Origin of the sequence: Streptomyces sp. NPDC002054, from assembly GCF_040296685.1 — a bacterium.
In the GTDB taxonomy this organism is placed as follows: Bacteria; Actinomycetota; Actinomycetes; order Streptomycetales; family Streptomycetaceae; genus Streptomyces.
The window spans coordinates 37,071-56,429 of the sequence record NZ_JBEOXT010000040.1; the positions used below are offsets into that span (position 1 = coordinate 37,071).

At 73.6% G+C, this 19,359-nt stretch carries 13 protein-coding genes; 12 read left to right on the plus strand and 1 reads right to left on the minus strand.

The features are described from left to right. Positions 1–114: 114 nt before the first annotated feature. From ABT123_RS30600 to ABT123_RS30625, 6 genes are all read left to right on the plus strand, one after another. Complete coding sequence (locus tag ABT123_RS30600) at positions 115–1,485, plus strand: nitrate/nitrite transporter (protein ID WP_351320554.1); 1,371 nt, start codon at positions 115–117, stop codon at positions 1,483–1,485. Positions 1,486–1,588: 103 nt separating this feature from the next. Further along, positions 1,589–2,740: a uroporphyrinogen-III synthase gene (locus ABT123_RS30605; protein ID WP_351320557.1), complete on the plus strand. Its 1,152-nt coding sequence runs from the start codon at positions 1,589–1,591 to the stop codon at positions 2,738–2,740. Between the two features lie 239 nt (positions 2,741–2,979). Continuing rightward, a complete protein-coding gene (locus tag ABT123_RS30610) occupies positions 2,980–3,540 on the plus strand; it encodes a CGNR zinc finger domain-containing protein (RefSeq protein WP_351320623.1) in 561 nt (186 codons plus the stop codon). An 83-nt stretch (positions 3,541–3,623) separates the two neighbouring features. Beyond that, the gene (locus ABT123_RS30615; RefSeq protein WP_351320559.1) at positions 3,624–5,939 is read left to right on the plus strand and encodes a HelD family protein; all 2,316 of its coding nucleotides are present in this window, start codon (positions 3,624–3,626) and stop codon (positions 5,937–5,939) included. Positions 5,940–6,351: 412 nt separating this feature from the next. Further along, positions 6,352–7,788 carry an NAD-dependent malic enzyme gene (locus tag ABT123_RS30620; protein ID WP_351320561.1) on the plus strand — a complete coding sequence of 479 codons (1,437 nt, stop codon included), beginning with the start codon at positions 6,352–6,354 and terminating at the stop codon, positions 7,786–7,788. 307 nt (positions 7,789–8,095) lie between these two features. Then, the gene (locus ABT123_RS30625) at positions 8,096–8,377 is read left to right on the plus strand and encodes an HU family DNA-binding protein (RefSeq protein ID WP_030875040.1); all 282 of its coding nucleotides are present in this window, start codon (positions 8,096–8,098) and stop codon (positions 8,375–8,377) included. 118 nt (positions 8,378–8,495) lie between these two features. On the opposite strand, the gene murA is transcribed toward ABT123_RS30625, so the two are convergent. Continuing rightward, on the minus strand, positions 8,496–9,836 hold the full coding sequence (gene murA, locus ABT123_RS30630; protein WP_351320563.1) for a UDP-N-acetylglucosamine 1-carboxyvinyltransferase: 1,341 nt from the start codon (positions 9,834–9,836) through the stop codon (positions 8,496–8,498). A gap of 327 nt (positions 9,837–10,163) precedes the next feature. On the opposite strand from murA, the gene ABT123_RS30635 reads away from it, so the two are divergent. From ABT123_RS30635 to ABT123_RS30660, 6 genes are all read left to right on the plus strand, one after another. Next, a complete protein-coding gene (locus ABT123_RS30635) occupies positions 10,164–10,724 on the plus strand; it encodes a YqgE/AlgH family protein (RefSeq protein ID WP_351320565.1) in 561 nt (186 codons plus the stop codon). Positions 10,725–10,754: 30 nt separating this feature from the next. Then, positions 10,755–11,039, plus strand: coding sequence for a DUF3039 domain-containing protein (locus ABT123_RS30640; RefSeq protein ID WP_150207851.1), 285 nt, complete (start codon positions 10,755–10,757; stop codon positions 11,037–11,039). Between the two features lie 200 nt (positions 11,040–11,239). Further along, positions 11,240–12,901 (plus strand): beta-N-acetylhexosaminidase, encoded by a 1,662-nt coding sequence (locus ABT123_RS30645; protein WP_351320567.1) that lies wholly within the window; start codon positions 11,240–11,242, stop codon positions 12,899–12,901. 302 nt (positions 12,902–13,203) lie between these two features. Then, complete coding sequence (locus ABT123_RS30650; protein ID WP_351320569.1) at positions 13,204–14,091, plus strand: FAD binding domain-containing protein; 888 nt, start codon at positions 13,204–13,206, stop codon at positions 14,089–14,091. Beyond that, positions 14,088–16,910, plus strand: coding sequence for a 2Fe-2S iron-sulfur cluster-binding protein (locus tag ABT123_RS30655; RefSeq protein ID WP_351320571.1), 2,823 nt, complete (start codon positions 14,088–14,090; stop codon positions 16,908–16,910). Before ABT123_RS30650 ends, ABT123_RS30655 begins: the two co-directional genes overlap by 4 nt. Then, positions 16,907–19,252, plus strand: a complete 2,346-nt coding sequence (locus tag ABT123_RS30660; RefSeq protein ID WP_351320573.1) for a xanthine dehydrogenase family protein molybdopterin-binding subunit — start codon at positions 16,907–16,909, stop codon at positions 19,250–19,252. Before ABT123_RS30655 ends, ABT123_RS30660 begins: the two co-directional genes overlap by 4 nt. The last annotated feature ends 107 nt before the right edge of the window (positions 19,253–19,359 follow it).

The following is a 19,359-nucleotide window of genomic DNA, read 5'->3' on the forward strand; positions in this document are numbered from 1 at the left end:
CGCGGTCGGCAGCGGGTGAGAGCAAGGTTTCCCGGCGGTCATCGGCCGGGGACCGGGAGTGAAACGCGCCATCCCTACGGTCGCTCTCACGGACGCGACAGCTGTGGAGGCGTGATGACCGGAACCGCACCCCGGACCGGGGGCCGCTGGATCGAGCAGTGGGACCCCGAGGACGAGACCTTCTGGAAGGAGTCGGGGGAGCGCATCGCCCGCCGCAACCTCCTCTACTCGGTCCTGTCCGAGCACATCGGGTTTTCCATCTGGTCCCTCTGGTCGGTCATGGTCCTCTTCATGGGCCCGCAGTACGGCATCGACCCGGCCGGGAAGTTCTTCCTGATCGCCACCGCCACCTTCGTCGGGGCCCTCGTCCGGGTGCCGTACACCTTCGCCGTGGCCCGGTTCGGCGGGCGCAACTGGACCGTGGTCAGCGCCCTGCTGCTGCTCGCGCCCACGGTCGCCGCGATGGTGGTGATGGAGCCCGGAACCTCGTACACCACCTTCCTGGTCGTCGCCGCGCTCACCGGCGTCGGCGGCGGCAACTTCGCCTCCTCCATGACCAACATCAACGCCTTCTTCCCGCTCCGCCAGAAGGGCTGGGCGCTCGGCCTCAACGCGGGCGGCGGCAACATCGGCGTACCCGTCGTCCAGCTGATCGGCCTGCTGGTCATCGGCACCGCCGGCGCCGCCCACCCCCGGATCCTGCTCGGCGCCTACATCCCGCTCGTGGTGATCGCGGCCACCCTGGCCTGGCTGCGGATGGACAACCTGGCGCCGGTACGGAACGACACCGGCGCGGTCCGCGAATCGCTGCGCGACGCGCACACCTGGATCATGGCCTTCCTGTACATCGGCACCTTCGGCTCCTTCATCGGCTACAGCTTCGCCTTCGGACTGGTGCTCCAGACCCAGTTCGGCCGGACCCCGCTGCAGGCCGCCTCGCTCACCTTCATCGGGCCGCTGCTCGGCTCGCTGATCCGGCCCGTGGGCGGCTGGCTGGCCGACCGGCACGGCGGGGCCCGCATCACCCTGGGCACCTTCGTTGCGATGGCCGCCGCCACCGGTGTGGTGATCTTCGCCTCGGTGCGGGAATCCCTGCCGGTGTTCCTCGCCGGATTCGTGTCCCTGTTCGTGCTCAGCGGGCTCGGCAACGGCTCCACGTACAAGATGATCCCCGGCATCTTCCAGGCCAAGGCCCTCGCCCGGGGCATGACCGGCGAGGCCGCCGCCGCATACGGGCGACGGCTGTCCGGCGCCTCCATGGGCCTTATCGGGGCGGTCGGTGCGCTCGGCGGACTCGGTATCAACCTGGTCTTCCGGGAGGCCTTCCTCAGCTCCGGATCCGGCACCGCCGCCTTCGTCACCTTCCTCGGCTTCTACGCGGTGTGCTGCGCGGTCACCTGGGCGGTATACCTTCGCCGGCCCGCCCCCGCCAGGGTGGCAGCCGCCCCGGGCGCCGAACAGAAGCCGCAGCTCACCACCGTGTAACCGCGGTGAAATATGCGTGAACCGAGCCTGACATGCCGACTTGGCAGGCTCGGTTTCACGCCGTACCGCCCCCCTTTGCGCCACGAGGCAGGTCACGATGGTCATGACGACCGCGATGGACGACACCACCAGCACCGGACCGCTCGCAGGCTTCACCGTCGGGGTCACCGCCGCCCGGCGCGCCGACGACCTCATCGCCCTGCTGCGGCGGCGCGGCGCGGCGGTGCTGCACGCGCCCGCCCTGCGGATCGTGCCGCTCGCCGACGACAGCGAGCTGCTCGCCGCGACCAAGGAACTCATCGGCTGCGCACCGGACATGGTCGTGGCCACCACCGCCATCGGGTTCCGCGGCTGGATCGAGGCGGCCGACGGGTGGGGGATCGGCGAGGAACTGCTGGCCCGGCTGCGCGGCACGGAACTCCTGGCCCGGGGCCCGAAGGTGAAGGGCGCGATCCGGGCGGCCGGGCTGGTCGAGGAGTGGTCCCCGGAATCCGAGTCCCTGGCGGAAGTCCTGGACCGGATGCTGGCCGTCGGGGTCGCCGGCCGGCGGATCGCCCTGCAGCTGCACGGGGAGCCGCTGCCGGGGTTCGTGGAAGCGCTGCGGGCGGGCGGGGCCGAGGTGGTCGTCGTACCCGTGTACCGGTGGATGCCGCCGGAGGACCTTGGGCCGCTGGACCGGCTGCTGGACGCGGTGGTCGCCGGGACGGTCGATGCGGTCAGCTTCACCTCCGCACCGGCGGCGGCCTCCCTGCTGTCCCGGGCGGAGCAGCGGGGCCTGGAGGAGCGGGTGCTGACCGCGCTGCGGGGCGGGGTGCTGGCGGCCTGCGTCGGCCCGGTGACGGCCCTGCCGTTGCAGGCGCACGGGGTGGACACGGCGGCTCCGGAACGGTTCCGGCTCGGCCCGCTGGTCCAGCTGTTGTGCCAGGAACTTCCGGCCCGGGCGAGGGTCCTGTCGGTGGCCGGCCGCCGGATGGAGATCCGCGGCCATGCCGTCCTCGTCGACGACGTACTGCGGCCGGTGCCGCCGGCCGGCATGGCACTGCTGCGGGCGCTGGCCCGGCGGCCGGGCTGGGTGGTGTCCCGGGCGGACCTGCTGCGGGCGCTGCCGGGGGCGGGGCGGGACGAGCACGCGGTGGAGACGGCGATGGCGCGGCTGCGCGGGGCGCTGGGGGCGCCCAAGCTGATCCAGACGGTGGTCAAACGCGGCTACCGCCTGTCCCTGGACGCCCCACCCGACAGCGGCTACGCCTCCTGACCCGGCCAGACCAGGGCCAGGCCCCGGCCAGGCCCGGCTCCGGCCGCGCTCCGGTCTGAGCGCGGTGGGGCCTCGGCCCCCGGCCCGGGCTGGCGTCGGCCCGGCCCCGGTCGGCCTCGGCCGTGGTGCGGTCCGGTTCCGGCGGCAGCCTCCCGGGGGGTTCCGCGCGGCACCGCGCAGAGGCACTCTGGTGGCGTTGCCAACGGCGTTGCGGACCGAGGCGGTGACCGGTGAGCGGCATGTGGTTCGACTCCGGGCGGGTCTGCCTGGATCTGGTGGCCACCCTCGGGCCCCCCGAGGGAATCCGGGACGGCGCGGAACTCCGGCTGTGGCTCACCGGCGCCGGCCTGGTGCCGGACGGCACCCCGCTGGCCCGGGTGGACGCCGGCTGGCTGCCGCCGTTCCGGGACCTCCGCGGCGATCTCCGCGCCCTGGTACGGGCCGAGCTGACCGCCACCGCCCCCGAGGACGCCGCCCTCGCCCGGGTCAACGCGCTGGCCGCCGGACCACCTCCCGGGCTGTGCGCCGTACGGGACGAGGACGGCCACCTGGTCCGGGAGCTCCGCGGCCGGGTCGAATGCGCGGCCCTGCTCGCCGCGGTCGCCCGGGACGCGGTGGAGCTCCTCACCGACCCCGGCGACCGGGCCCTGCTCCGGGCCTGCGAGGGAGACGGCTGCCACCGGGTCTACCTGGACACCTCGCGCGGGCACCGGCGCCGCTGGTGCTCCAGCGAGCGCTGCGGCAACCGCGAACGGGTCGCCCGGCACCGCCGACGCGCCCTGGCCGCCCGCCCCGGATAGGCATCCCGCGGAACGGGCGTGCGGACACCCACTCCGTTCGCGTACGGTTGACGGTCGCCCATGCACGTCAGAAGGGGGCCTTGGTGGCCGCGCAGGATGCCGCTGTAGACGCTGTCGACAGCACGGCGGATTCCGTCCGCGATCGGGAGATCGCGGTCGAACAGAGTCATCTGGACCAGGTGTACCGCCGCCTCGAAGAGAAGATCCACGAGGCCGAGTTCCTGATGAACGACGCGGCCCAGCGCGGCCAGGTCGGCACCCCCGGCGCGCTGGCCGAGCGCGACGCCCAGGTGTTCCGGGCCGGGATCCACCTGAACCGGCTGAACAACGAGTTCGAGGACTTCCTCTTCGGGCGGGTCGACCTCGTGCTCGGCAAGGACGGCGAGCGCGGCCCCGACGGCGCCTACACCTCCATCGAGCCCGCCGACGACGCGATCCGGGCCGACCTGACCGCCGACATCGCCGAAACCCTCCACATCGGGCGGATCGGCGTCCTCGACGCCGACTACTCGCCGCTGGTCATCGACTGGCGGGCGCCGGCCGCCGCGCCGTTCTACCGCTCCACCCCCAAGGAACCGGGCCGGGTGGTGCGCCGCCGCGTCATCCGGTCCAAGGGCCGCAAGGTGCTGGGGGTGGAGGACGACCTGATGAGGCCGGAGGTCACGGCCTTCCTCGACGGGGCCGAGCTGCCCGCCATCGGCGACGGCGCCCTGATGGCCGCGCTAGGCCGGGCCCGCACCCACACCATGCGGGACATCGTCTCCTCCATCCAGGCCGAGCAGGACCTGGTCATCCGGGCTCCCGCCGCCTCCGTCGCGGAGGTGTCCGGCGGACCGGGCACCGGCAAGACGGCCGTCGCCCTGCACCGGGCCGCCTACCTGCTCTACCAGGACCGGCGGCGCTACGCCGGCGGCATCCTGATCGTCTCGCCGACCCCCCTGCTCGTCGCCTACACCGAGGGCGTGCTGCCCTCGCTGGGCGAAGAGGGCCAGGTGGCCATCCGGGCGCTGGGCTCCCTGGTGGACGGCGCCGAAGCCACCGCGTACGACGAGCCGTCCGTCTCCCGGGTCAAGGGCTCCTCGCGGATGCTGAAGGTGCTGCGCAAGGCCGTACGGGGCGCCCTGGAGCTGGGCGGTCCGGCCGGGCCGGCCCCCGAGCGGCTGCGCGTGGTGGCCTTCGGGCGGCGCCAGGAGCTGGAGGCGGCCGAGCTGGAGCGGATCCGGCAGACCGTGCTGGGCGGCACCGCCCCCGTCAACCTGCTCCGGCCGCGGGCCCGCAGGCTGCTGCTGGACGCGCTGTGGTCGAAGTCCGGCGGGGCGAGCCGGCACACCGACCCGGAACTGGCCGCCGAGCTGCGCTCCGCCTTCGACGAGGACATCTCGACGGAGGACGTGTTCATCGAGTTCCTCAACGCCTGGTGGCCCGAGCTCACCCCGCGCGGGGTGCTCACCGCGATGGCCGACGAGCGGCGGCTGGGCCGCTGGGCCCGCCGGGTGCTGAACCCGCGCGAGACCCGGCAGCTGGCCCGTTCGCTGCGCCGCGAGGCCCTCTCGGTGCACGATGTCGCCCTGCTGGACGAGCTCCAGATGCTGCTGGGCGCCCCGGCCCGGCCCAAGCGCAAGCGCGAGTACGACCCGCTGGACCAGCTCACCGGGCTGGAGGAGCTGATGCCGCAGCGCGAGGAGACCCAGCGGGAGCGGGCCGAACGGCTGGCCGCGGAGCGGGTGGACTACGCGCACGTGATCGTCGACGAGGCGCAGGACCTGACGCCCATGCAGTGGCGGATGGTCGGCCGGCGCGGCCGGCACGGCACCTGGACCGTGGTCGGCGATCCGGCGCAGTCCTCCTGGACGGACCCGGAGGAGGCCGCCGCGGCCCGCGACGAGGCCCTCGGCAGCCGGCCGCGCCGTCGCTTCACCCTGACCGTCAACTACCGCAACCCGGCCGAGATCGCCGAGCTGGCGGCCAAGGTGCTCCGGCGGGCGATGCCGGGCATGGAGCCCCCGTCGGCGGTCCGCTCCACGGGCCTGCGGCCCCGGTTCACCGCCGTCGGCGAGGGAGCGGAGCTGCGGGAGACCGTCCGCGAGGAGACCCGCCGGCTGCTGTCCCAGGTGGACGGCACGGTCGGCGTGGTCCTGGCCATGAACCGGCGGGCGGAGGCGGCCGGCTGGCTGGCGGACCTCGGCGAGCGCGCGGTCGCACTGGGCAGCCTGGAGGCGAAGGGTCTGGAGTACGACGCCACGGTGGTCGTCTCCCCGGCGGAGATCGCCGCGGAGTCCCCGGCCGGCCTGCGGGTGCTGTACGTGGCGCTGACCCGCGCCACCCAGCAGCTGACGGTGGTCTCCGCCGCGGCCGACGCCCCGGACGCGTCCGGCGTCCCGGAACTCCTGGCCGACTGACGCGGATGGCTCGCGGCCATGTGCGTGGTGAGGCGGGGTCAACCCGGCGGAGGGGATGACATCCGGCGATCCTTTGTTAGCCTGGGTTACGCACCGGCTCGATCCAAGCCCCCGGGCCCAACCTTCGTCGCCTAGAGCGACCACTTGCCGCGAGGCGAGCATGGCGGGTCGGTGTTTTAGCTCTTCATACAGGTCCGCGTCCCCCAGCATGGGGGGCGCGGACCTGTTTTTGTAGCAGACCACCCTTACACCGCCCCCCGGCTATCTCGTATGGTGGAAGAGTCTTTCCGAAATTTGTAGCTGGTTACCTTGTACCAGCCGGTAGGTGGGACGATCGGACAAGAGGGTCCTGCCACGCATTCCGTCGCGGGGCCCGCGTACACGAACACAGGGAAAGCAGAGGAATCCGGTCATGGCAACGGCGCCCAGCGTCTCGTACTCGATGACGGTCCGCCTGGAGGTGCCCGCGAGCGGAACCGCGGTCTCCCAGCTCACCACCGCAGTGGAATCCTCCGGGGGTTCTGTCACCGGCCTCGACGTGACTGCCTCCGGCCACGAAAAGCTCCGGATCGACGTCACCATCGCCGCCACCTCCACCGCGCACGCCGACGAAATCGTCGAGAAGCTGCGCGGGATCGAGGGCGTCGCGCTCGGAAAGGTGTCCGACCGCACCTTCCTGATGCACCTCGGCGGCAAGATCGAGATGGCGGCCAAGCACCCCATCCGCAACCGTGACGACCTCTCGATGATCTACACCCCGGGTGTGGCCCGGGTGTGCATGGCGATCGCCGAGAACCCCGAGGACGCACGCCGCCTCACCATCAAGCGCAATTCCGTCGCAGTCGTGACGGACGGCTCCGCCGTGCTCGGTCTCGGCAACATCGGCCCGAAGGCCGCGCTGCCGGTCATGGAGGGCAAGGCCGCCCTGTTCAAGCGGTTCGCCGGCATCGACGCCTGGCCGCTCTGCCTGGACACCCAGGACTCCGACGAGATCGTCGCAATCGTCAAGGCGATCGCCCCCGGCTTCGCCGGCATCAACCTCGAGGACATCTCCGCACCGCGTTGCTTCGAGATCGAGGCGCGCCTGCGCGAGGCCCTGGACATCCCCGTCTTCCACGACGACCAGCACGGCACCGCCATCGTCGTGCTCGCCGCCCTCACCAACGCCCTGCGTGTGGTGGGCAAGGCGATCGGCGACGTGAAGGTGGTCATGTCCGGTGCCGGCGCGGCCGGTACCGCCATCCTGAAGCTGCTGCTCTCGGCCGGTGTGAAGAACGCCGTGGTCGCCGACGTGCACGGCGTGGTGCACGCCGGCCGCCCCGACCTGGTCGGCGCCGCGGAGGACTCGCCGCTGCGCTGGATCGCCGACAACACCAACCCCGAGGGCTACACGGGCACCCTGAAGGAGGCCGTGGTCGGCGCCGACGTGTTCATCGGCGTCTCCGCCCCGAACGTGCTCGACGGCGAGGACGTGGCGGGCATGGCAGAGGGCGCCATCGTGTTCGCGCTCGCGAACCCGGACCCCGAGGTGGACCCGGCGATCGCCCGTCAGACGGCCGCCGTTGTGGCCACCGGCCGCTCCGACTTCCCGAACCAGATCAACAATGTGCTGGTCTTCCCGGGCGTCTTCCGCGGTCTGCTGGACGCTCAGTCCCGCACCGTGAACACGGACATGATGCTGGCCGCGGCGAGCGCCCTGGCCGATGTGGTCGGCGAGGACGAGCTGAACGCGAACTACATCATTCCCTCGGTGTTCAACGACAAGGTTGCCGGTGCGGTGGCGGGCGCGGTCCGCAAGGCCGCCACGGCCGCCGTTGCGCCGACTGTGGCGTCGGGCACGTCTGCCTGATCCGGCGCGTCGCGGGATGCGGTGCCGCCGGACCGCCTCTAGGGTTGCGGGGATGCCCGCGAGGTCCGCGGTACCGCATCCGGCCTGTCCCACGGTGCGGACGGAGCGTCACCGCGGCGTGACGGTGGCGCTTTTCGTGTGACCCTGGCGGGTGCCGGATTGGCTTTCCCGCCGCTGGTGGGGGCAGGATGCGTAACCGTGGCGAGAGGGTCTGACGGCAGACCCGGGTCCGGGGACTGTCCGATGGCCCTGGCAGCATCGGCATCGATCTCACGCCTCATAGGCAAGTTGAACACGGGAGTACAACATGAACCGCAGTGAGCTGGTGGCCGCTCTGTCCGAGCGCGCCGAGGTGACCCGCAAGGACGCCGACGCCGTTCTGGCCGCCCTCGCCGAGACCATCGGTGAGGTCGTCGCCAAGGGCGACGAGAAGGTCACCATCCCCGGCTTCCTGACCTTCGAGCGCACCCACCGTGCCGCTCGCACCGCGCGTAACCCGCAGACCGGCGACCCCATCCAGATCCCGGCCGGCTACAGCGTGAAGGTCTCCGCGGGCTCCAAGCTCAAGGAAGCCGCCAAGGGCAAGTAAGTCCTTGTGGGCCTCTGGCCAGTAGGACCAGGCAGTACCGCGAAGGGCGGCCACCCCGGTGGGGTGGCCGCCCTTCGGCATGCGGTGAGGGAGCCTCAGCTCCTCAGGCGAGGTCGTCTCAGACGAGGTCGCCGTTCGGCAGCTCGACCTTGGCGCCGAGCTCCACGAGCTTCTCCATGAAGTTCTCGTAGCCGCGGTTGATCAGGTCGATGCCGTGGACCCGCGAGGTGCCCTCGGCCGCCAGCGCCGCGATCAGGTACGAGAACCCGCCCCGGAGGTCCGGGATGACCAGGTCGGCGCCCTGCAGCTTGGTGGGGCCGGACACGACCGCCGAGTGCAGGAAGTTGCGCTGGCCGAAGCGGCAGGCCGAGCCGCCCAGGCACTCCCGGTACAGCTGGATGTGCGCGCCCATCTGGTTGAGCGCCTCGGTGAAGCCGAGCCGGGACTCGTAGACCGTCTCGTGGACGATCGACAGGCCGGCGGCCTGGGTCAGCGCGACCACCAGCGGCTGCTGCCAGTCGGTCTGGAAACCGGGGTGTACGTCGGTCTCCAGCGCGATCGCCTTGAGCGGACCGCCCGGGTGCCAGAAGCGGATGCCGTGGTCGTCGATCTCGAAGGCGCCGCCGACCTTCCGGTACGTGTTCAGGAAGGTCATCATCGAGCGCTGCTGGGCGCCGCGCACGTAGATGTTGCCGCCGGTCGCCAGGGCCGCGGAAGCCCACGAGGCGGCTTCCAGGCGGTCCGGGATCGCCTTGTGGTTGTAGCCGCCAAGGCGGTCCACACCGGTGATCCGGATGGTCCGGTCGGTGTCGAGGGAGATGATCGCGCCCATCTTCTGCAGCACGCAGATGAGGTCCTCGATCTCGGGCTCGACCGCCGCGTTCGACAGCTCGGTCACGCCCTCGGCCAGTACGGCCGTCAGCAGCACCTGCTCGGTCGAGCCGACCGAGGGGTACGGCAGGCGGATCTTGCAGCCGCGGAGGCGCTGCGGAGCCTCCAGGTACTGGCCGCCTTCGCGCTTCTCGATGGTCGCGCCGAACTGGCGGAGCACGTCGAAGTGGAAGTCGATCGGCCGGCCGCCGATGTCGCAGCCGCCGAGGCCGGGGATGAAGGCGTGGCCGAGGCGGTGCAGCAGCGGGCCGCAGAAGAGGATCGGGATCCGCGAGGAGCCCGCGTGCGCGTCGATGTCGGCGACGTTCGCGCTCTCCACGTGGGTCGGGTCGAGCACCAGCTCGCCCGGCTCGTCGCCGGGGCGGACCGTTACGCCGTGCAGCTGGAGCAGGCCGCGTACGACCCGCACGTCGCGGATGTCCGGCACATTGCGCAGCCGGCTGGGTTCACTGCCGAGCAGGGCGGCCACCATGGCCTTCGGCACGAGGTTCTTCGCGCCGCGGACACGGATCTCGCCCTCGAGCGGGGTGCCGCCGTGGACAAGGAGGACATCGTCAGTGCCGGTCATGAATCTCGCGTTCCGGGAAGGGTGGGCAGGGGGTCAGAGAAAAGGGTAAGGGGCAGCGACCCCGGGTTTGTAAGGCTGACGCGGCCGTAGGACTGTCATGGATTCGCCACAGCACCCTGTGTACCGGTGATATGGCGGAGGGTTGCGTTCCGGGAGTCACCCGTCCGCACCCACCGCCCGTTCGGCCGTCCGTACCAGCGGGAACAGGCCGAAGAGGCCGGAACGGGGTGCGCGCGCTCCTCGCTGCTGCCGTGCGCCGTGAGCTGCCCACGATCACAGTCGGCCGTCCGCTCCCCCCGAAGGCCGAATGTGCGAGATCATGGCCGCATGACCGAGGTGTCCTCCCTCACAGGGCGGCTGCTCGTCGCCACCCCCGCCCTCGCGGACCCGAACTTCGACCGCGCGGTGGTGCTGCTGCTCGACCACGACGAGCAGGGCTCGCTCGGCGTGGTCCTCAACCGGCCCACCCCGGTGGGCGTCGGCGACATCCTGCTGCCCTGGGCCGCCCTGGCCGGCGACCCGGGCGTGGTGTTCCAGGGCGGTCCGGTCGCCCTCGACTCCGCCCTCGGCATCGCCGTCATCCCGGGCGAGGAGGGCCCGCTCGGCTGGCGCCGGGTGCACGGCGCGATCGGCCTGGTCGACCTGGAAGCCCCGCCGGAGCTGCTCACCGGCGCCCTCGGCTCGCTGCGGATCTTCGCCGGATACTCGGGCTGGGGCCCGGGCCAGCTGGAGGACGAGCTGAGCGACGGCGCCTGGTACGTGGTCGAATCCGAGCCCGGTGACATCTCCTTCCCGGACCCGGGACGGCTCTGGCGTGCGGTGCTGCGCCGCCAGCGCAGCGAACTCGCGATGGTCGCCACCTACCCGGACGACCCGTCGCTGAACTGACCCCGGCCGGGTTCAGTAGGCTTGGTTCTCATGAGCACTCTTGAGCCCGAGCGCGGGACTGGCACGGGGACCCTCGTAGAGCCGACGCCGCAGGTGTCCCACGGCGACGGCGACCACGAGCGCTTCGCCCATTACGTCCAGAAGGACAAGATCATGGCGAGCGCACTCGACGGGACTCCCGTCGTGGCGCTCTGCGGCAAGGTCTGGGTACCGGGCCGCGACCCCAAGAAGTATCCGGTCTGCCCCATGTGCAAGGAGATCTACGACTCCATGGGAGCGGGCGGGGACAAGGACAAGGGCGGCAAGGACAAGTGATTCCGGCCGTTCGGCCCTGATTCGGCGGGGCCCGGCGGGACCAAGGTCCCCGGGTGTGCGGAAGCACGCCCGGGGACCTTTTGCATGACCTTTTGCGTGCCCGCCCGCCGGGTAGGGTCGGCGCCAGACGCGTTCTGCGAAACGCGCGTTGCGCAGTGTGCAACGCTGTGCAACGCCCTGGCCGTGGAGGGACCGACACCATGTCCGACCTGATTCCGAAGCCCCGCTACGAGCGGTTCGCCGACGGCGGCCGGGAGACCTGCGAGCTGGCCGACCCGTTGCTCGCGGCCGGACCCGGGACCGAGGCCGCCGCCGCATGGCTGCGCCGCGAGATCGGCGCGGCGACCGGCTGGGCACTGCCGCCGGTGGCCGCGTCCGGCGGGCCGGAGTCCGGTCGGCAGGTGGTCCGGCTGGCGCTCCGGCCCGGTCTCGCCGACGCGCTCGGCCCCGAGGGGTACGAGCTGCACATCACGGACCGCGGGGTGCTGCTCGAAGGCGCCGGCCCGGCCGGACTCTTCTGGGCCGCGCAGACCCTCCGTCAGCTGCTCGGGCCCGACGCCTTCCGCCGGGCCCCGCTGCGGCCCGGCCGGACCTGGCGGCTGCCGGTGGGCGGCATCCAGGACGGCCCCCGCTTCGGATGGCGCGGGATGATGCTCGACGTTGCCCGGCACTTCACCCCCAAGGACGGCGTACTGCGCTGGATCGACCTGCTCGCCGCCCACAAGCTCAATGTGCTGCACCTGCACCTGACGGACGACCAGGGCTGGCGGATCGAGATCCGGCGGTACCCGCGGCTCACCGAGGCCGGGGCCTGGCGGGCGCGCAGCAAGTGGGGCCACGGCTCCTCGGACCGCTGGAACGACACCCCGCACGGCGGTTTCTACACCCAGGACGACATCCGCGAGATCGTCGCCTACGCCGCCGAACGGCACGTCCGGGTGGTCCCGGAGATCGACGTACCGGGCCACTCCCAGGCGGCCATCGCCGCCTACCCGGAGCTCGGGAACACCGACGTGGTCGACACGGCCGCGCTGGGCGTGTGGGAGGACTGGGGCATCAACCCCAACGTCCTGGCCCCGACCGAGGCCGTACTGCGCTTCTACGAGGGCGTCTTCGAGGAGGTGCTGGAGCTGTTCCCGGCGGAGGTCTCGCCGTTCGTGCACATCGGCGGCGACGAATGCCCCAAGGAGCAGTGGCGGGCCTCGGCGACCGCGCAGGCCCGGATCGCCGAACTCGGCCTGCGGGACGAGGACGAGCTCCAGTCCTGGTTCATCCGGCACTTCGACCGCTGGCTCGCGGCCCGCGGGCGCCGGCTGATCGGCTGGGACGAAATCCTGGAGGGCGGGCTCGCCGACGGCGCCGCGGTGTCCTCCTGGCGCGGTTACGCGGGCGGGATCGCCGCCGCCGAAGCCGGGCACGACGTGGTGATGTGCCCGGAGCAGCAGGTGTACCTGGACCACCGTCAGGACGGCGGCCCGGAGGAACCGATGCCGATCGGGTACGTGCGTTCGCTGGAGGACGTGTACCGGTTCGAGCCGGTACCGCCGAAGTTGTCGGCCGAGGCGGCCCGGCATGTGCTGGGCGCGCAGGCGAACGTGTGGACCGAGGTGATGGAGAACCAGAGCCGCATCGACTACCAGGTGTTCCCGCGGCTGGCAGCCTTCGCGGAGGTGGTGTGGTCCGGGCAGCCCGAGCCGGAGCGGCGGGACTACGCCGGGTTCGAGGCGCGGATGGCGGCGGCGCACTACGCGCGGCTGGCCGCGCTGGGCGTCGACTACCGGCGGCCCGGCGGTCCGTTGCCATGGCAGCAGCGGCCCGGCGTACCCGGACGTCCGATCGAGGGCGCGCCCCCGAATGTGTGATTCCGGGGCGGCTCCCGGCTGATCTCCCGGCTGATCTCCTGGTGAATCCCGGGTGAATCCGGTAACGGGAATTCTTCGGGAATTCTTCGCCCAAGTCTGCCCCGAGGGAAGAAAATCGATCGAAAACGGACTTTTCTGTCCCGGGGTGGAGCGGCAGCGCGGAACAGGGGGCGCCCGGCCCACCCTCGCGCCGGGGTGGTGCGGAAGATGTGCCAGAGTTGCCACGTCCCGGCGGTGAGCACGTACCGTACGGCGGACAGGCGTGAGCGCCGAGACCGGGACATCGGGAAGGGGCAGCTGGGTTGACCACGCACGCACCGCAGGCGGCGCATTCCGTGACGCAGTCCGTCACGCTGCCCACCTCGCTCGACGAGGCCGTGGCGGCGCTCGCCGCCATGCCCGCCGCCGTGCCGGTCGCCGGCGGCACCGACCTCATGGCATCCGTCAACGCCGGCCAGCTGCGGCCCGCCGGGCTGGTCGGCCTCGGCCGGATCAACGAGATCCGCGGCTGGCAGTACCAGGACGGGCACGCCCTGCTCGGCGCCGGCCTCACTCACGCCCGGATGGGACGCCCCGACTTCGCGGCGCTGATCCCGGCCCTGGCCGCTGCCGCGCGGGCGGCCGGCCCGCCGCAGATCCGCAACGCGGGCACGCTGGGCGGCAACATCGTGACGGCCGCGCCGACGGGCGACGCCCTGCCGGTGCTGGCCGCCCTGGAAGCGGTGCTGATCATCGCCGGACCGGGCGGGGCGCGGCGCGAGATCCCGGTGTCCCACCTGCTGGCCGGCCGCGAGATGCTCCGGCCCGGCGAACTGATCGGCTATGTGCGGGTCCCGCTGCTGCACGCCCCGCAGGTGTTCCTGAAGGCGACCGGCCGGACCGGGCCGGGCCGCGCGATCGCCTCGGTGGGCCTGGTCCTGGACCCGGCCCGGCGCGGGGTCCGGATCGCGGTGGGCGCGGTGGCCCCGATGCCGCTGCGACCGCTGGAGGCCGAGCAGTGGGTGGCCTCGCTGATCGACTGGGACGCGGAACGGCGGCTCGCGCCCGAGGCGCTGGAGGCCTTCGGCGAGTACGTCGCGGCTGCGTGCGTACCCGACCAGGGAGACCCGGTCCCGGCCGGAGTCCTACAGCTGCGGCGGACGGTGGCCGTGCTGGCACGGAGGGCCCTGGGAAGGGCGCTGACCTCATGAGCGAGAACGAGAACGGGCACGGGCACGTGAGCGGTAACGGCGTGGGGAACGCGGGCGGCGGCGGCTGGGGCTGGGAGCCGGTCCCGCACGGGGGCGAGTACGACTCCGACGCGACCGCGTTCGTGAAGCTCCCGGAGGACATGCTGGGCGCCACGGGCACCGGCGAGCCGCTGGCGGCACCCGGGCACGGGTACGTCCCGCCGGTGATCGTGCCGCCGGTGATCGCGGTACCGCCGGTTCCGGCGGGTCCGGTCGGCCCGGCGGTGAGCACCGACCCGGCGGCGACGACGGGCACGTGGGCGATGCCGGTGGTTCCGGTGCAGTGGCCTGACGCGGCGGCTGCGGGGGCTCCGGGAGGCGGCGCGGAGCCCGACTCGGGCGCCACGGCGGAGTGGCACTTCGCCGAGGCGATGGAGCCGGCCCAGGAGCCTGCCCCGGGCGACACCGGCCAGTGGGCGGCCCCGGTGGCCGACTGGAGCCAGGCGCCGGCGACCCTGCCGGGCGGCGCGGCGGCGCCGTGGGCGAGCGGCCCGGACTTCGACGGCGTACGGGCGTACGCTCCGGCTGCGCCTTCGCCGACGGCGGGCGGGGCTCCGGTGCGCGGACGCGTGCTGGGCGGGCCCGGCGTGGGCACCCTCCCGGAGGACGAGCCGGTGCACCCGGCGCCGGACATCGAAGCGGCCCACGGCGCAGCCCCGGCCCCGATCACCTCGGAACGCCAGCACCCCGGGTCCCACGACTCCATCCCGTCCCCGCGCACGGAACCGCAGCCCGCGAACCACACCCTAGCCACAGGCCTCAACCTCTTCGGCTCCGCCACCCCGGCCACGCCGGAGCCCGCCCCGGACCCGTACGCCCAGTCCGGGCACACCCCGGCGGATGGCGTTGCCCTGCCGGGCACGTTCGTGCCGGCCGGCCACGCTCCGGCGAGCCAGGCCGCGGCCGGCAGCGCCGACGAAACCCCGGCCGGGCACACCCCGCTGGCCCCTGCCCTGGACCCGTACGCCCAGTCCGGGCACACCCCGGCGGATGGCGTTGCCCTGCCGGGCGCGTTCGTGCCGGCCGGCCACGCTCCGGCGAGCCAGGCCGCGGCCGGCAGCGCCGACGAAACCCCGGCCGGGCACACCCCGCCGGACGGCGCCGCTGCCCCGGACCCGTACGCCCAGTCCGGGCACACCCCGGCGGACGGCGTTGCCCTGCTGGGCGCTCCCGGCGCGGGCGCGTTCGCGCCGGGCGGGCACACCTCGCCGGAGGGCGTCCCGCTGGAGGGTGGCCCTGTTGCGGGCACCCCCGACTCCGCGGCGACCCCGTTCGCGCCGGGCGCAGCCGGCGACCCCGGTGCGGGCGCGTACGCGCCAGCCGGGCACGCCCAGGCCGGGGATGTCCCGCCGACGGCGGCTCCGTACGCCGCGACCGGCGATGCGCCGGGTGCGCACACCCCGCCGGAGGGCGCCCCTGCCCCGGACCCGTACGCCCAGCCCGGGCACACCCCTGCGGATGGCATTGCCCTGCCGGGCGCCCCCGGCGCGGGCGCGTTCGCGCCGGCGGGGCACACCCCGGCCGAGGGTGTCGCCCTGCCGGGCGCGTTCGTGCCCGCCGGGCACGCTCCGGCTGGCCAGGCCGTGGCCGGCGGCGCCGACGAGACTCCGGCCGGGCACACCCCGCCGGAGGGCGCCCCTGCCCCGGACCCGTACGCCCAGGCCGGGCACACCTCGGCGGACGGCCTTGCCATGCCGGGTGCCCCCGGCGCGTTCGTGCCGGGCGTGCACACCCCGGCCGGAGGTGTCCCGCCAACGGCGGCTCCGTACGCTGCGACCGGCGATGCGCCGGGCGCGCACACCCCGCCGGAGGGCGTCCCGCTGGAGGGCGGCCCTGTTGCGGGCGCGCCCGACCCCGCGGCGACCCCGTTCGTGCCGGCCGGCCACACCCCGGCGGAGGGTGTCCCGCTGGCGGGGGCTGCGTACGCCGACGATGCGCCCGGCGGCCACACCCCGCCGGAGGGCGTAGCCGGGCCGGCCGGGCACGCCCCGGCCGCGGCTCCGCACGCCGAGGCGGAGCAGGCGTCGGCCGGCGATGAGCCGGCCGGGAACACCCCGCCCGAGGGCGTTCCCCCGTCCGGCGAGGACATGGTGCCCGGCGAGCCGTACGCCGGCGCCGCCCACGAAGCCCCCGCCGTCGTGCACAGCGCCGAACACCCCCTCGCCTCCTACGTGCTCCGCGTCAATGGCGCGGACCGGCCCGTCACCGGCGCCTGGATCGGCGAGTCGCTGCTCTACGTGCTGCGCGAGCGCCTCGGCCTGGCCGGGGCCAAGGACGGCTGCTCGCAGGGCGAGTGCGGGGCCTGCGCCGTGCAGGTCGACGGCCGGCTCGTCAACTCCTGCCTGGTCCCGGCCGCCACCGCGGCCGGCTCGGAGGTCCGTACCGTCGAAGGGCTCGCCACCGACGGCGAGCTCTCCGACGTGCAGCAGGCCCTCTGCCGGTCCGGCGCCGTGCAGTGCGGCTTCTGCGTGCCCGGCATGGCCATGACCATCCACGACCTGCTGGAGGGCAACCACGCCCCCAGCGAGCTGGAGACCCGCCAGGCCCTCTGCGGGAACCTCTGCCGCTGCTCCGGCTACCACGGCGTGCTCGACGCCGTCCGCGAGGTGGTCTCCGAGCGCGAGGCGACCGCCGGAGCCGCAGCCGAGGCCGCCGCCGAAGCCGCGTCCGAAGCGGCAGCCGCGTCGGCCGAACCCCGCATTCCGCACCAGGCCCCGCCCGGCGAGGGCGGCATCCACCCCGACGGCATCCACCCCGACCACCACGGAGGCATGGCGTGACCGCCAGCGACGCGGCGACGGCCATCGGAATCACCGCATCCACTGCCACCGCCCAGGCCGCCGCCCCCACCGACTCCGCGGCCCAGGAGGTGCCGCGCGGAATCGGCGCCTCCGTCATGCCCGCCGACGCCCGAGCCAAGGCCGAGGGCACCTTCCCCTACGCCGCCGACCTCTGGGCCGAGGGCCTGCTCTGGGCCGCCGTGCTGCGCTCCCCGCACGCCCACGCCCGGATCCTCTCCATCGACACCAGCGCCGCCGCGCAGATGCCCGGCGTCCGGGCCGTGGTCACCCAGGCCGATGTCCCCGGCGCCACCACCCACGGCCGGCGGATCGCCGACCGCCCGGTCTTCGCCCACGACGTGGTCCGCCACCACGGCGAACCCATCGCCGCCGTCGCCGCCGACCACCCGGACGCCGCCCGCCTCGCCGCCGCCGCGATCACCGTCGAGTACGAGCTCCTCGACCCCGTCACCGACCCCGAACAGGCCTTCGCCGCCCCGCCCCTGCACCCCGACGGCAACCTGATCCGGCACATCCCGCTCCGCTACGGCGACCCGGAGGCCACCGGCGAGGTCGTCGTCGAGGGCCTCTACCGGATCGGCCGCCAGGACCCGGCCCCCATCGGCGCCGAGGCCGGTCTCGCCGTGCCCCGCCCCGACGGCGGAGTCGAGATCTACACCGCCTCCACCGACCCGCACGCCGACCGCGACCTCGCCGCCGCCTGCTTCGGCCTCGAACCCGAACGCGTCAAGGTGGTCGTCACCGGCGTCCCCGGAGCCACCGCCGACCGCGAGGACTCCGGCTACCAACTCCCCCTCGGCCTGCTCGCGCTGCGCACCGGCTGCCCGGTGAAACTCGCCGCCACCCGCGAGGAATCCTTCCTCGGCCACTCCCACCGCCACCCGACCCTGCTCCGCTACCGCCACCACGCGGACGCGGAGGGCCGGCTGGTCAAGGTCGAGGCGCAGATCCTGATGGACGCGGGCGCGTACGCCGACTCCTCGGCCGAATCCCTGGCCGCGGCCGTCGCGTTCGCCTGCGGCCCGTACGTCGTCCCGCACGCCTTCGTCGAAGGCTGGGCCGTCCGCACCAACAACCCCCCGTCCGGGCACGTCCGCGGCGAAGGCGCCCTGCAGGTCTGTGCCGCGTACGAGGGCCAGATGGACAAGCTCGCCGCCGAACTCGGCCTGGACGGCGCCGAACTACGCCTCCGCAACGTCCTGGCCACCGGCGACCTGCTGCCCACCGGCCAGACGGTCACCTGCCCGGCCCCGGTCGCCGAACTCCTGCGTGCGGTACGGGACTTCGAGCTGCCCTCGCTCCCCAAGGACACCCCGGAGGAGGAGTGGCTGCTGCCCGGCGGCCCGGAGGGCGCGGGCGAGCCCGGCGCGGTCCGGCGCGGGGTCGGCTACGGCATTGGCATGGTCCACATGCTCGGAGCCGAAGGCACCGACGAGGTCTCCACCGCCACCGTCAAGGTCAGCCACGGCACCGCCACCGTCATCTGCGCGGCGGTCGAGACCGGCCAGGGCTTCGCCACCCTCGCCCGTCAGATCGTCCAGGAGACCCTGGGCGTGGACGAGGTGCTGGTCGCCCCGGTCGACACCGACCAGCCGCCGGCCGGCCCGGCCACGCACGGCCGCCACACCTGGGTGTCGGGCGGCGCGGTGGAGCGGGCCGCCAAGATGGTCCGTACGCAGCTGCTGCAGCCGATGGCCGCCAAGTTCGGCATGTCGACCGAGCTGCTGCAGATCGCGGACGGCCGCATCACCTCGTACGACGGGGCCTTCTCGACCACGGTGGCGGAGGCCCTGGAGGGCAAGGAGCTCTGGGCCACCGCCCAGTGCCGTCCGCACCCGACCGAGCCGCTGGACGCGGACGGGCAGGGCGACGCCTTCGTCGGCCTGGCCTTCTGCGCGATCCGCGCGGTGGTCGACGTCGATGTCGAACTCGGCTCGGTGCGGGTCGTGGAACTCGCGGTCGCCCAGGACGTCGGCCGCGTCCTCAACCCCCGCCAGCTGGCCGCCCGGATCGAGGCGGGCGTCACCCAGGGCGTCGGCGCGGCCCTCACCGAGAACCTCCGCACCGCCGCGGGCCTGATCCGGCACCCCGACCTGACGGGTTATGCCCTGCCGACCTCCCTGGACGCACCGGCCGTCCGTATCGTCAAACTCGTCGAGGAACGGGACGTGGTGGCCCCCTTCGGCGCGAAGGCGGCGAGCGCGGTCCCTGTGGTGACGGCCCCGGCGGCGGTAGCCTCGGCAGTGCGTGCGGCAACGGGCCGCCCGGTCAACAGGCTCCCGATCCGCCCCTCTGCGGCGGTGGCGGTGCCCAACTCCTGACCGTGTGAGCCTCATTGAGCCCCATTGCACGTATTGCACGTGCAACCCCGGGCTTGGGCCTGTCGGCACCGCTCGATAGAGTTGACCGCAAGTCTGCACGAACTCGC